The organism is Rhizobium sp. SYY.PMSO (assembly GCF_046840415.1).
In the GTDB taxonomy this organism is placed as follows: domain Bacteria; phylum Pseudomonadota; class Alphaproteobacteria; order Rhizobiales; family Rhizobiaceae; genus Rhizobium.
The window spans coordinates 251537-265730 of the sequence record NZ_CP177350.1 but is presented as its reverse complement, the minus strand read 5'-3'; the positions used below and the strand labels follow the sequence as shown (position 1 = coordinate 265730).

At 62.1% G+C, this 14194-nt stretch carries 11 protein-coding genes; 10 read left to right on the top strand and 1 reads right to left on the bottom strand.

The window, feature by feature from the left end:
* The first annotated feature begins 84 nt into the window (after positions 1 to 84).
* On the top strand, positions 85 to 1104 hold the full coding sequence (locus ACJJVH_RS19555) for a LacI family DNA-binding transcriptional regulator (protein WP_412065834.1): 1020 nt from the start codon (positions 85 to 87) through the stop codon (positions 1102 to 1104).
* Between the two features lie 503 nt (positions 1105 to 1607).
* Here the strand turns inward: ACJJVH_RS19555 and ACJJVH_RS19550 are convergent.
* On the bottom strand, positions 1608 to 3005 hold the full coding sequence (locus tag ACJJVH_RS19550; RefSeq protein WP_412065833.1) for a PLP-dependent aminotransferase family protein: 1398 nt from the start codon (positions 3003 to 3005) through the stop codon (positions 1608 to 1610).
* Positions 3006 to 3176: 171 nt separating this feature from the next.
* On the opposite strand from ACJJVH_RS19550, the gene ACJJVH_RS19545 reads away from it, so the two are divergent.
* The 9 genes from ACJJVH_RS19545 to ACJJVH_RS19505 all read left to right on the top strand — a co-directional run bounded on the left by ACJJVH_RS19545 (position 3177) and on the right by ACJJVH_RS19505 (position 14033).
* Positions 3177 to 4439, top strand: a complete 1263-nt coding sequence (locus ACJJVH_RS19545; protein ID WP_113452427.1) for a hydroxymethylglutaryl-CoA reductase, degradative — start codon at positions 3177 to 3179, stop codon at positions 4437 to 4439.
* Between the two features lie 70 nt (positions 4440 to 4509).
* The gene (locus ACJJVH_RS19540) at positions 4510 to 5007 is read left to right on the top strand and encodes a hypothetical protein (RefSeq protein WP_412065832.1); all 498 of its coding nucleotides are present in this window, start codon (positions 4510 to 4512) and stop codon (positions 5005 to 5007) included.
* A 3-nt stretch (positions 5008 to 5010) separates the two neighbouring features.
* Positions 5011 to 6396, top strand: a complete 1386-nt coding sequence (locus ACJJVH_RS19535) for a tripartite tricarboxylate transporter permease (protein WP_412065831.1) — start codon at positions 5011 to 5013, stop codon at positions 6394 to 6396.
* Between the two features lie 5 nt (positions 6397 to 6401).
* Positions 6402 to 7421, top strand: coding sequence for an ABC transporter permease (locus ACJJVH_RS19530; protein ID WP_113452407.1), 1020 nt, complete (start codon positions 6402 to 6404; stop codon positions 7419 to 7421).
* A 33-nt stretch (positions 7422 to 7454) separates the two neighbouring features.
* Complete coding sequence (locus tag ACJJVH_RS19525) at positions 7455 to 8468, top strand: sugar ABC transporter substrate-binding protein (RefSeq protein WP_412065830.1); 1014 nt, start codon at positions 7455 to 7457, stop codon at positions 8466 to 8468.
* Positions 8469 to 8474: 6 nt separating this feature from the next.
* Positions 8475 to 10586 carry an ABC transporter permease gene (locus ACJJVH_RS19520; protein WP_412065829.1) on the top strand — a complete coding sequence of 704 codons (2112 nt, stop codon included), beginning with the start codon at positions 8475 to 8477 and terminating at the stop codon, positions 10584 to 10586.
* Entirely contained in the window at positions 10586 to 11677 is a 1092-nt protein-coding gene (locus ACJJVH_RS19515) for a hypothetical protein (RefSeq protein WP_412065828.1), read from the top strand. The genes ACJJVH_RS19520 and ACJJVH_RS19515 overlap by 1 nt, the downstream gene beginning before the upstream one ends.
* Positions 11674 to 13170: a sugar ABC transporter ATP-binding protein gene (locus ACJJVH_RS19510; protein ID WP_412065827.1), complete on the top strand. Its 1497-nt coding sequence runs from the start codon at positions 11674 to 11676 to the stop codon at positions 13168 to 13170. Before ACJJVH_RS19515 ends, ACJJVH_RS19510 begins: the two co-directional genes overlap by 4 nt.
* Positions 13170 to 14033, top strand: coding sequence for a hydroxymethylglutaryl-CoA lyase (locus ACJJVH_RS19505; protein ID WP_412065826.1), 864 nt, complete (start codon positions 13170 to 13172; stop codon positions 14031 to 14033). Before ACJJVH_RS19510 ends, ACJJVH_RS19505 begins: the two co-directional genes overlap by 1 nt.
* Positions 14034 to 14194: the final 161 nt, after the last annotated feature.

Sequence of the window (14194 nt, the reverse complement as noted above, 5' to 3'; positions counted from 1 at the left end):
CCAGCAAGGTCTTCGCGCTCAAAAAGCTTCGTGGTAATCCCAAAATGCTGTTTTGAAGGGGTTTGCGTGTCGAAGAAGCCGACAATGTCCGATATTGCTGTTGCCTGCGGAGTTTCCCAGGCGACCGTCTCACTCGTTCTCAACAATGCGCCGGGAACGCGTATTTCCGTGGCGACCCGCGAGGCCGTGCTGCAGAGCGCAGCCAGGATGGGCTACAGCACTCCGGCGCGCAGGATCGATCGCCGGCCGGTGATTGCCATGCTCATTAACGAGGTCACGAGTTCGCCGCATGTGGCTGGCCTGATCGACGGGGCGGCGGAGGCTGCAAACGAGCTGGGGCTTTTGCTCTCCGTGATGCCGACGGCAGGTGATGAAGGAGCGGAGCAATCCGCACTCGAGCAAGTCATCGTTTCGGCCGCCGCCGGCGTCATCTACGCGCGGCTGATCACCCAACAGGTGAGCCTGCCACCACAGCTTGCCGACAGGCCGACGGTGCTGCTGAACTGCTACGCCACAGACACGCCTATGCCGAGCGTCGTGCCAGGGGATCTCGCTGCGGTCATGAAGGCGACTTTGTCTCTTATCGACGCCGGCCACACGCGCATCGCCTATATCGGCGGCGAGGACTCGATTGAGGCGTCGCGGGAGCGGATAAAAGGCTACCGCCGCGCGCTCACGATGCGCGACATCCCGGTCGATAACCATCTTATCATCAAGGGGAGCTGGACGATCCGGGGCGGCTACGCAGCCTTCAAACGGCTTCAGACGTTCGCCGATCCACCGACGGCGATCTGCTGCTTCTGCGACCGTATCGCCATGGGCGTATACGAGGCCGCGAAGGAGGCAGGCCTCGCGATCCCGCGCGACCTGTCCGTGATCGGTTTCGACAATGAGTCCTATACGTCGGACATGCTGCCGCCTTTAACCACCTTGCAGCTGCCGCATTCCGATATGGCGCGCTATGCGGTCGAGAAGCTTGCCGAGATGATCGCCGCGCCGCGCATGCCGCATGACAGCCACAAGGTGAAGCTGGAATGTGAAATGATCGTACGCGAGTCGGTCGCGCCATTGAGGCCTCCCGAGAACCCGGGCCCCTCTTCATAGTTTATCGGCGCGAGGCCGCCGGAGGCATCGCAGGTTCCTTCTATCAGCGTCACCGCGCAGCCTGGAGTTCGATGGCGGGGCCGAAGAATGGTCCAGGATCAATCGCGCGAGCAACCCGCAACGACCGTGGTGCCATCGTCCAACGGCATTCGAGGCATTGGCGATGCTGATAGAGCAAACGTCGAAGTTGCCCTGACTGACATGAGCGCGGCGGCATTTCAAAATTCGGAGTTCCCGCGGGGCGGAGCATCGGATCGGCGATAAGGTCGCTAGCCACTCCCCGGCTCGTCGAACGGGTTCAAAACGCAAGCCGCGGATCGCGACGTTTGTTCTGATCAAGCACTTTACCAATCTGGGTTGCTTTTTTCTGGACTTTGCCAATCACGCTTGTGTCCGTCGCGCCCGCTGTCGCTTATACTTTACGTGCGCGCATCCTCCCAAGCTCGCGCATGGCCGTCGAGCCGAGCAACGAGGGGCGGAGCTCGACGGTCATTTTCCGAAGCTCATAAATTCCGCAGAAGGAAGTCGTAAAAGCGAGGATCATCGGCACGCGAGACGTTGATCCGGATTCCCCGTGATAGCGGGGCCTGTTTGTCGACACAGAAAACACTTCCGGGTGCGATGAAGATGCCTTCCTTGGCGCCGTCCCGGGCGAGTTCGAGGTCGCTGACATCTTCAGGCAGAAGCAGGTACTGATAATAGCCTGCGGTCAGATCCGAATAGGTCGCCCAGCCGCCGTGATGCAATTTCTCCTGAACCTTGCTGGAGGCGCTTTCAATGCGCTGCCATAGGCGCTTGAGGTGCCGGTCGTAATGGCCTTCCGCGATCAGCCTGTGCAAAAGGCGTTCAATATGCCCGGAACTGTTCACCGTCGTCAGCATCTTGAGTTCGGCAAGCGCTGCGATCCTGTCCGGACGGGCGGCGATAAACCCGGAGCGCAGGCTGGCGGATAGCGTCTTCGCAAACGTACCGACGGATATGACATTGTTCAGTTGATCAAGCGTCGCAAGCCTGTGAAACGACAGGGATGGCAAATCGGCGAAGGGATCGTCTTCGACGATGATCAGGGTGTGTCGCACCGCCGCTGTGAGCACCGCATGGGCGACCGGCAAGGCGATCGAACCGCCCGTCGGATTGTGTCCGAGCGACTGGGTAAAGAATAGCTTTGGCCGTTCCGATATCAGCTTGTCGGTGAGGTCTGCGATATCGGGTCCATCCGGATTTCGACGTACGCCGACCATCCGGACTTGGGCCAAAGCCAGTTTGGCGAAGAGCGGATAGTAGCCTGGCTCGTCGACCAGGACCGTGTCACCGGCGACCAGCATGCTGCGGATGATGAGATCGAGGGCGTGGTTGGCGCCGAAGGTCGTCAGGATGTTCTCGTCACGAGCCTCGATGTGCTGTGCCCCAAGGCGGCTTGCGATCTGCTGACGAAGCGGCTGAAAACCAAGCGCCGAGCCATAGGCGTCCGACTCAGCCAGCAGGGCTCGCCCCGAAGAGGCGAGATGCCGCCTGATCTCCGACTGCTCGGTCCATGACGGCGGCGGCCGACCGTCACCGACACGGATCTGAAAATCCTGATCGAGCTGCGCGCTCAGAAGCGAAGCAATGTCTACGGCTTCGGTGACATGTTTCGGTCTTTGGGTTCCACCCGGCGCATGGACCACGACGAAACCGGATCCTTTGCGCGCCGCGACCAATTCGGCGGCAGCCAATCGGTCGTAGGCCTCGACGATGGTATTCTTGGAGACCTGAAAGGCCTCTGCGGCCTTGCGGATGGAAAGAAGACGGCTTCCGGGGGGAAGCGCGCCGGAGCCAATGTCTTCGCGCAACTTCGCCACGACGGCTTCCGCCAAGGTTGGGGCTTTGGCGGCTGCAGCTCTCGCGTTCTTCAAGCACATCCCTCCCATGGGTACAATTTCAGACAATATTCTTAAAGTGTACCTTTTCTTTAGGGTATCAAAGTGGTGATAAATCCATCAAGAGGATTCTAAAAATTCGCATAGGAGGCGGCTTTGGCCGATGTGAACAAGGGCGTTTCGCGCCCATCCATCAACTCGCGACTTGAAAATATGCGTAACCTTTCGCCCGCCGAACGGCTGGCAAAAGTTGCCGCTGCCGTTTCGCTCTCCGATGCCGACAAGGCGACCCTTTTCGGGGACGGCGCGCTCGACATCGATCGGGCCAATGGCATGATCGAAAACGTGATCGGCACCTTCGCGTTGCCGCTCGGCATTGCCACGAATTTCCAGATCAACGGGCGTGACTATCTGATTCCGATGGCGGTTGAAGAGCCGTCCGTGGTCGCGGCCGCGTCCTATATGGCCCGGATCGCGCGCTCCGGGGGCGGGTTCAAGACGTCGAGCACTGCGCCGGTCATGAGGGCGCAGATCCAGATCCTCAATGTCGACGATCCAAATGGGGCTCGCCTCAATATCCTGGCGGCGAGAGACCGGATTGTCGACGCCGCTAATGCAAAGGATGCCGTCCTCGTCGGTTTCGGAGGCGGTTGCCGTGATGTCGAGGTCCATGTCTTCCGGTCCTCCGCCCGCGGCCCGATGGTGATCGTTCATCTCCTGGTCGACGTGCGAGACGCCATGGGCGCGAACACCGTCAACACCATGGCGGAAGCGGTCGCGCCGATCGCCGAGGAACTGACCGGTGGCACGGCGCGCCTGCGCATCCTTTCGAACCTTGCCGACCTGCGACTGGCCCGCGCCTATGTCGAGGTCGACGAGGCTGCACTGGCCACGAAGGAATTTTCGGGGCGGCGGATTATCGAAGGCATCGTTGACGCCTACGAGTTCGCCGCGATCGACCCCTATCGGGCGGCAACGCACAACAAGGGCATCATGAACGGCATCGACCCGGTCGTTGTCGCGACCGGCAACGACTGGCGCGCCATCGAAGCCGGCGCCCATGCCTATGCCTGCCGCGACGGTTCCTATACCTCCTTGTCGACCTGGGAGATCAACCAGAAGGGCAACCTCGTCGGAACGCTCGAGATGCCCATGGCGCTCGGACTGATCGGCGGCGCCACGAAAACCCATCCGGCGGCGCAGGCGGCGCTCCAGGTGCTGCGCGTATCGTCGGCGCAGGAACTTGCCGAGGTCACTGTCGCGGTCGGACTGGCGCAGAACATGGCTGCGCTGCGCGCCCTTGCAACGGAGGGCATCCAGCGGGGCCACATGGCTCTGCATGCCCGCAATATTGCAATCGGCGCAGGCGCGACCGGACCCGAGATCGACGAGGTCGCAAAGCGACTGGCCGCCGATCACGATGTGCGGGCGCATCGTGCCCAGGAGATCCTGGAGAGCATACGCGCTTCAAAATGAGCGAAACATAAGGATCCGCACGCGGCTTGGAGGGCTTCGATGCCGGAGACAATTGATCGGGAGGAAGATCATGAATTCTGTCGGGAGCATTTCAGAGCCCCACCTGGGGCAGGTGGCGGCCGGCTCCTCATCGGAAACGGGCTTGGCCGAAATCTGGGGAGACGTCGTTTCCCGGCGTGAGCTCGCCATCGCCATTGTCATCGGCGCCGCCGTAAGTCTCGCCACCTACTGGGCCGCCGGTCTTCTGTTCCAATCCACCGTCGCCGACAAGAGCCTCGCGAGAGCGCTGGCGATGCTTGCCGGTCTGCTTGGCTGTGTTGCGGGCGGGGCGACCTGCGCCTTCCGTTTCAAGCCGAAGCGTCAGGTGCTGGATGAGGTCGGCGACGGAGCCTGGCGGACCGCCGCACTTGACGAGCTCGTCATCGAAACCGGCTCGATCGGCAAAGTCGAAGACCTTCCCGACGCTGTCGCTGCCGAAATGCGAGACGTCGGGCTCTACGATGCATTCGCAGCCTATGAGCAAAGGCAGCTCCAGCCGACAATGCCGTCGCGCGATGGAGGAAATTGAACAATGGAAGGTCTTCTATTTGACGTCCTTGTGGCCGTCGGCATGGGCCTGGTAGGTGCAATCCTGTTTTCGGCGATTGGCCTGATCTCGGGAACCGATGAAACGACTACTATCGCGCCGATCACGCTTCTCGTGGTTCTCCTCGGCGTTCCGCCCGTCGGAGTCTTCACGTTCTGGATCGCCGCGGCCGTGTCGAAACACATGACGCATGCCATCCCGACGGCACTCCTGGGAATTCCAGGCGACACGATGGCCGTGCCCTTGCTGCAGCAGGCGACGACAATGCGCAATCTCGGAGCTCCGCATGTGGCGCTTCGCAAGATGCTCGCGGGCGCCGTGCTTTCGGCCTTCATCGCGGTTCCGCTCGCCGTTCTCTTCGCACTTCTGCTATCCCCGTTTGGAAAGGCGATCACATCGGCCGCTCCGTGGATATTCATCGCTGCTGCGGTCTTCATCGCCTATTTCTCGGCCGGCCGCTGGGCTTCTGTCGTCGCCCTGATACCGTTCATCATGCTGATTGTTGGCCTGCAGAGCCTGACGGCCCAACACGGCGTCAAGCTCAGCGTGAGCTATTTCCTCGGGATCGCCATCGGGCCACTTGTTGCGGACCTGTTTTCGGCATTGTCACCGCTTGAGGCGCCGCGCATCGACCGGAAGGAGCATCGCCGCTTTTCGCTTGCGCCTGATGTTCGCGGCTGGGGCGGTTACTTCCCGAGCCCATTCAAGATCCTCGACCCGTTGCAGCTTCGCATGACGGCTGCCTCCGCCGCAGTCTCCAGCGCGACCTTCGTCTTCAGCCCCGTTGCGACGACCGTGATCGCCGGGGAAATCGTCGGCGCCCGGATCAAGCAGGCCTATCACCGGCTGACGACCGTCCTGAGCGTGAAAAACGGCGTGACGGAATCGACCTATATTGCCGAGGCGCTCATCCCATTGATCGCCTTCGGCTTGCCGCTAAGCCCCGTCGCCGCAGGTCCGGCGGCGCCACTCTATAACGCACCGCCGCGTTTCACGGTGGACGCAGCGACCGGCGCGGTAAACAACCTCCACAATCTCCTGACCCCCTTCGAGTTTCTCGTCTATGGATTGATCGGTGTCGCGATCGCTGCATTGATCGCCTATCCCTTCGCGATGAACCATGCCCGCAGCGCAGCCGCCTTCGTGTCGCGCTACGTCAGCCACGAAGCGATTATCGGGACCTTTGTCGGCCTCGTCCTGGTGATCGGGCTGTGGGAAGGCGGGCTGCTCGCGCTCGGCGTCATTCTCACGATCGGTCTTGTCGGCGGACTTCTTTACCGGATCATCGGCTTCAACACCGGCGTGCAGTTCATGGGGTACTACGCCGCGCTTCTCAGTGTGCCGGCGATCGTCAAGCTTTTCGGGGGCTGAGTTCGATGTCCGTCGCCAGCTCCGATCAGCCCAATCCGTCGAAGACAGGCTTCGCTCGCAAGATCATTGCCACGCAGGAAGGCATCGTCTTCACGCTCGCCGTGATTGCCTTCGTGCTGTTCTCGGTGCTGCTGCCGGGCTTTCTGAGCACCGGCAATCTGTTGGTGCTGGTGCGTAGCGTCTCGATCCTCGGCATCCTCGCCTTGGGGATGGCGCTGGTGGTGATCGCGCGCGGCATCGACGTTTCCATGATCGCGATCATGGTCGTCTCCGTCTCCTGGGCTTTCGTGATCACCGGCGCCGGCTATCCGTTCGTTCTGGCGCTGCTGATCGGCGCGGGATTTGCCATCCTCTCCGGCGTGATCATCGGCGCGCTGATCGCTTTCGGCGACGTGCCGCCGATCTTCGCCACTCTGGCCGCGGGATCGGTCATCTACGGCACGGGACGCACCTTCTTTTTCACCCTCGAAATGCAGAACGTCCCCGTCAACACCGACTGGTTCGCATTGATTGGCCAGGGCAACGTCTTGGGCATCCCCGTCACCGTGATCGCCTTCCTGGTGCTGTGTGCGCTGTTCCATTTCGTGCTGTCGCGGACACGCTTCGGCTGGATGGTCTATGCGATGGGCAACAACCCCAACGCAGCGCGGACGACGGGCATTCCTATGCGGCCGATGATCGTCGCCCAGTATGCGATCAGCGCTTTCATCGCTTTCGTCGCCGGACTTATCCTCGCCTCGTCGGCCAATGCCATCAATGCGCGGCTGTTCAATTCGACGATGATCTACGACATCCTGCTCGTGGTGGTGCTCGGCGGCATCGGCCTCAATGGCGGCCACGGCAGCATCCGCAATGTCATCCTGGGCACGGTCTTCGTCGGCATCCTGCTCAACGGCATGACGATCATGAATATCGACTACACGATCCAGAACCTCGTGAAAGGCGTGGTCCTGCTCTTGGCGATCGTCGCCGATTCCATTGTCAACCCGCGCGATGAACAGACTTCGCAGCAGGGAGACCTTTGATCTTTGTAGCTGAAGATAACTAGGGAGGAGAATATGCAACGTGCCTTGAAGACAATCGCCCTCGCAGCCGTCATGGTCGCCGCCGGGCTTAGCTGGTCCGCCGCGCAGGACAAGGGTCTCGAAAACCCGCGCAGCACCACGTTCCACACGTCGATGAAGGACAAGAAGGTGGTGTTCGTGCCGCTCTCCATGGGCTTCGACCTGACCGAGGGATGGGCGGCGCAGATGCGCAAGCAAGCCGACCGTCTCGGCTACAAGTTCGAGATCCGTGATCCGGCCTGGAGCACCGACGCCGGCACAAAGGCGATCCAGTCGCTGATCACCGAAAAACCCGACCTGATGGTCATCCACAATCCGGATATCCAGTCCTACGCGCGGCTTCTGAAGCAAGCCCAGGCGGCCGGCATCAAGATCGTGCAGATCAACCTCGAGTCCAATACCACCACCGACTCCTATGTCGGCGCCGACTGGACCGAGATCGGCCAGAAGGCGGCCGAGGCGATCGTCGACAAGTGCGACACGGGCAAGGGCATTTCCACCCAAATCGCCATCGACACCGGCGTACCGACGGCGGCGTCGGACGTCTTCCAGCTCGACGGCATCTACAAGGTGCTGAGCCAGCATCCCGACATCCAGGTCGTGTCGCAGCAGGCAACGGAATACAATCCGGAAAAAGCACGCTCGATCATGGCGACCGTGCTGCAGCAGCACCCCGACCTCTGCGGGGGCATCGGTATCTGGGACAACCAGGACACCGGCACGGCGTCGGCGATCAAGGAAGCCGGCAAGAGCGACCAGGTCTTCCTCGTCACCTCCGGCGGCGGCAACAAGGTTGGCTGTGACAATGTCACCAAGGGCCTGTTCAACCTCTACATCAGCTACAACGTACCGCTGCAGGGTGACCTGCTCAACCAGGAGATCGCTCGCCTGCTGATGTCGGACAGCCCGGCCGGCGAGACAAAGACCATGTACTTCAATCCGCTGACGCTCATCACCAAGGCGAACGTCAACCAGCGCAATTGCTGGACACTTGATGAGCTGAAGTAGGTGAGCATGGCGCAGAGCAAGACGCTGACGCAATTGCGCTACAGGTATTTCTCCGGCCGCCTGGTCGGAGAAATCCTGTCGAAGAACTGGATCGACAGCGCCATTCCCGTCGCCGCCCTACTGGTGGTGACGATCATCATGGCCTCGGTCATTCCCGGCCTTCTGAATGCCGCCTATATCGCTGACCTTTCGCGGCAGCTCGCCGAGTTCGGATTGATCGCGCTGGCTCTGACCATCGTCGTCATGTCCGGCGGCATCGACCTCTCGGTCGGTTCGATGTTTGCGCTCTGCGTGCTCGCCGCGCTGGTCGGCATGAATGTGCTCGGCCTGCCGCTTCCGGCGGCATTGGCGATGACGCTGGCGACGGGGCTCGTCTGTGGCCTGCTCAATGGCGTGCTGATCGGCTATCTCCGGCTGCGCGCCTTCATCACCACGCTGGTGACGCTGGTCATCTACCGCGCCATCTACGACATCATCTTCCCAAGGCTGGCGAGCGCGATCGTCGGCAATACGCCGGAATCGCCGACCTGGGACTATCTTGGATTCGGCGACTTCCACGGCTTCCCCATCTCGTTCCTGATCTTCGTCGTCATCGCCGTCGCGATCCACATCACGCTCTCGCGCCTGCGTCCCGGCTGGCGGCTGAGAGCTGTCGGCGGGGCGCGCAAATCGGCCTACAATGCCGGCATCGACGTCAAGCGCACGGTCTGCATGGCCTACCTGACCTCGGGCATCCTGACGGCGATCGCCGCCTTCCTGTTTTCCGCCCGTCTCGGCAGCACCGGCGCCGATACCGGCATCGGCCTGGAAATTCAGGTGCTGACCGCCGTTGTCCTGGGTGGCGTGTCGCTCGGCGGCGGACGCGGCTCGGTCGGCAGCGCGATCATCGGCGCAATCCTGGTGCTGATCCTCACCAACGGCCTGATCCGTATGTCGACGCCAGGCTCCGTCAACCAATTGCTGCTCGGCCTGGTCCTTATCCTCGCCGTGCTGTTCGACGCCAAATGGGTGAAGAACCGCGGCAAGATCCTGAGCAAGGTCTATGTCTCGCCCACCTATCTCGAACTGCCCGAGCGCAACAAGGCGGCCAATGATCCGTTTCGCCTGAACGACCGGCTCGCCGATGTCGAGATCATCGGTCTCGGCGAGGTCGAGGGGCCGGAGGATGTGGTGCTCGATCGCAACGACAATCTCTATACCGGCACGCGCCACGGCACGATCGTCCGCTTCCTCGCACCCGACTACCAGAAAAGCGAGATTTTCGCCCGCATCGGCGGCCACCCGCTCGGCCTTTCCTTCGCGGAAAACGGCGACCTCTTGACCTGCGTCGGCGGCATGGGGGTCTACAAGGTCAGTCCGGACGGCAAGATCGACCGCGTTACCGACGAAACCAACCGCAGCTGGCTGTCGGTCATCGACGATTCCCGCCTGCGGCTGCCGGACGATCTCGATGTCGCGCCGGACGGCCGCATCTTCTTCAGCGAGGCGACGATCCGCTATGAAATGGCCGACTGGGTGGTCGATGCGCTCGAAGGCCGCGGCAATGGCCGGCTGATCTGCCACGATCCGCGCAGCGGCAAGACACGCACGCTATTGCGCGGCCTGATCTTCCCGAACGGCATCACCATCTGCCGCGACGGCCAGTCGCTGATTTTCGCCGAGACCTGGGCCTGCCGCATCTCGCGCTACTGGTTCGACGGGCCTAACAAGGGCCGGCGAGAAGTGCTGGTCGCCAACCTGCCCGGCTACCCCGACAACATCAATCGCGGCTCGAACGGCACCTATTGGGTGGCGCTCCTCGGCCTCCGGACCCGGACGTTCGACCTCGCGATGAAAAAGCCCGGTTTCCGCAAGCGCATGGCCAAGCGGATCGCAGCGGACGAATGGCTGTTTCCCAATGTCAATCGCGGCTGCGTGTTGCAAATCTCCGAGAACGGCGAAATCCTCGACGTGCTTTGGGATCGCGCCGGCGAAAATCATCCCTCGATCACCTCGACCTGCGAGCACAAGGGCTATCTCTATCTCGGCGGCGTCTCCAACAACCGTATCGGCCGCATCCGCCTGTCGAACGCCGATCCGTGCTGGACGGCACGTAAGGATTATTGGGGGAAGGATTGATGGGCATCTTTTCCCGCATTTCCGCTCTGTTTGGCCGCGGCGACGAGGATGCGCTGAGCGTGCCGCCAATGGATGGCGTCTACAAACCCAACAATCGGCTCGACACAGCCGAACGGGTGCTCGACCTGCCATCCATCGACAATCTTGTCGCGTCGCCGGCCGGGCTGCATTGCTCCGGCGGCAACAGCCTGTTCCGCATCGACGTCGGCAACCGGAGCACGAGCCTCGTTCGCCAATTCGACGGGCCGATCACCATGCTGGCGGCTGACCCGAATGGAGACATCGCCGTCGCGATCGAAGGCACCGGCGTCAGGATCGTCACGCCCTCGGGCGATCGCCGGCAACTCGATCTGCCGCTCGAATATACGTCCTGCATCACCGCTAGCCTGTTCGACGGCGCGGACAATCTGCTGCTGACCGTCGGTTCGCGCCAGCACCCCATGTCCGACTGGAAACGCGATCTGATGAGCCATGGCGCCACAGGCCAGCTGATCCGCCATGTGCTTTCCACCGGCAAGACCGAGGTGCTGCAGAGCGGCATGGCTTTCCCATATGGCATCGCGCGGCTCGCCAATGGCGCGGTAGTCGCAACGGAAAGCTGGCGGCACCGGATTGTCGCGCTCGCTTCTGGTGCCGCACCGTACATCCTGCTCGGCGAATTGCCCGCCTACCCTGCCCGGCTCGCTCCGGCATCGGATGGAGGCTATTGGCTGGCGCTGTTTGCACCGCGCCGCCAGCTGACCGAGTTTGTGCTCAACGAAGAAGACTACCGGTCGGAGATGATGGCGACCATACCGTCCGAAGCATGGATCGGTCCCGACTTCGCCGACAATGGCGATGAGGAACAGCCACTGCAATCGGGCTCCGTTCGGCAGATGGGGGTGATGAAACCCTGGGCGCCGTCGCGCTCCTACGGCTTGGTCGTTCGCCTTGACGCCGGCATGCAGCCGGTCGCCAGCTATCATTCCCGCGCCGATGGCAGGATCCACGGCATCGCCTGCCTGGCGGAATTCGAAGGCTCGCTCTACGTCGCCTCGCGCGGCGCGGGCACGCTTGTCCGGCTGGACCTGACCGCGGAGGCACGGCCATGACCGACATAGTCGAATTCAGGAATGCCACCAAGGAGTTCCGCAGTGTCGCAGCCTTCAAGAATGTCAATTTTACGCTGCGGAAGGGCGAGGTGCATGCGCTGCTCGGCGAGAACGGCGCCGGCAAGTCGACGCTGACCAAGGTGTTGGCCGGGCTTTATCCGCTGACCGCGGGCGAGATGCTGGTCGAGGGCGAGCCGCGCAGCTTCACCTCGCCGGGCGATGCGCTGTCGCACGGCGTCGCCATGGTCTTCCAGGAAACCAACCTCGTCCCGTCCATGACCGTGGCGCAGAACCTCTTCCTCGGCGAGGAGAATTTCTTCAATCGCCTGCGCGGCGTCAACATCAGGGCGCAGCAGCAATTGCAGCGGCTGAGCTTCCATGTCGAGCCGACGGCGCTGGTCTCCTCGCTGGGTGCTGCCAAGAAGCAGATGGTCGAGATTGCCCGGGCAGTGCAGCACAATGCCCGGATCTTCATCTTTGACGAGCCGACGGCGACGCTCACACCGGAAGAAAAGCAGCATTTCTTCGCGCTGGTCGAGCGGCTGCAGGCCGATGGCGGCTCAATCATCTTCATCAGCCACGCGCTCGAGGAAGCGCTTGATATTGCCGATCGCATCTCGATCCTGCGCGACGGCGAGCTTGTCGTCACGGACGATGTCGGGAACTTCACCCGCGACAGGATCGTGCAGGCCATGGTCGGCCGGCAGTTGAAGGACGAGCTCTACGGCAACGCGAAGCGACGAACCGCTCGGCCGGCCGGCAGAAAGGTGCTGGCGCTGGAAAATGTCTCAATGGGCAAGGCGGTGCGCAGTGCCACGATGTCGGTGTTCGCCGGCCAGATCACCGGCATGTTCGGCCTCGTCGGTGCAGGCCGCACGGAGATGATGAAAATCGCCGCTGGCGTTCTGAAGCGGGACTTCTTCCATGGCGGGCGCATCAAGCTCAATGGCGAAACCGTGCGTTTCAACGTGCCGCGCAGCGCCATCAACAATCGCATCGCCTATATTACAGAGGACCGCAAGCTCGACGGCCTGTTCGACACGATGGGGATTGCCCAGAACATCTTCTACGGCAAGCTGGTGAAGCGCGGCAATCCGGCCTCCGTCGTCACCCTGTCGCAGGCGCGGCGCGAGGCGGCGGAATGGATCGAGCGTCTGCATATCCGCACCATCCGCCAGAATGCTAAGGTCGTCGAACTCTCCGGCGGCAATCAGCAGAAGGTGGTGATCGCCAAAAGCCTGATCCAGACGCCGGAACTGGTCATCTTCGACGAGCCGACGCGCGGTGTCGACGTCGGCGCCATCGCCGAGATCCATGAGATGATCCAGAAGCTCGCCGATGCCGGCGCCGCGGTGGTCGTCATCTCCTCCTATCTTCCGGAGATCCTCGCCATCTCCGATCGTATCCTGGTCGCACGGCAGGGCCGGATCGTCGAGGAAATGGCGATCGAGGACGCTACCGAGGAGAAGATCATGTATGCGGCGGTGCATTGATGGCTGAAGATCGGAACGTCACCATCGTCGAGGTCGGCCCGCGCGACGGGCTGCAGAATGAAAAGGGCGTGATCTCGACGGAGGACAAGCTCGAACTGATCCGCCTGCTGGCCGATGCAGGCGTGCGCCGCATCGAGGCGACGGCGTTCGTGTCGCCGAAATGGGTGCCACAAATGACGGATCATGATGCGGTCATGCGCAACGCCGTCCGGCGGCCGGGACTACTGCTCTCGGCCCTCGTCCCGAACGAGAAAGGCGCGCTTGCAGCTATTGCTGCCGGCGCCCAGGAACTGGCGGTCTTCGCCAGCGCCTCGGAGACCTTCGCGCAGAAGAATACCAATTGTACGATCGCGGAGAGCATCGAGCGCTTCCGACCCGTTCTTACGCTCGCGCGAGAGCATGGCCTGCCGGTGCGCGGCTATGTCTCCTGCGCTGTGGATTGCCCCTATGAGGGCGCGATCAATCCGGCCGCGGTGCGCGAGGTGGCTGAGAGCCTCGTCGGAATCGGTTGCGGCGAGATCGCGGTAGCTGACACGATCGGCCGTGCGAGGCCGGAGCGGGTCGACGCGATGCTTGCGGCCGTGAGGCAATCCGTTCTCGCTGATCACCTCGCCTGCCATTTCCACGACACGTCCGGCCAGGCACTGGCCAATGTCGACGTGGCGCTTGGTCACGGTGTTCGCATCTTCGATAGCGCTGTGGCTGGACTCGGAGGGTGCCCCTATGCGCCGGGGGCCGCCGGAAACCTTGCGACCAGGGATCTTGTACTCCACCTCAACGACAGGGGGTTCCGACAGCCGGTCGACCTGGAAATGCTTGCCTTGGCTGAGGCTTTGGCTCGGCAGATGAAGGCGTCCAAATAGGCCATGGAGGAGCCGACGCTCACGTCTTGTTACACCCTCGCTCGCATCAGAAATCGTTCTGCCAGCGAACGGATCGGTCGCCGCTCGGCCAACATTCCGAGGGGCACTGTTCCGGAGTGAGGCCTCAAGCAAACATCGATGAACAAATTGAGAGGACCGAC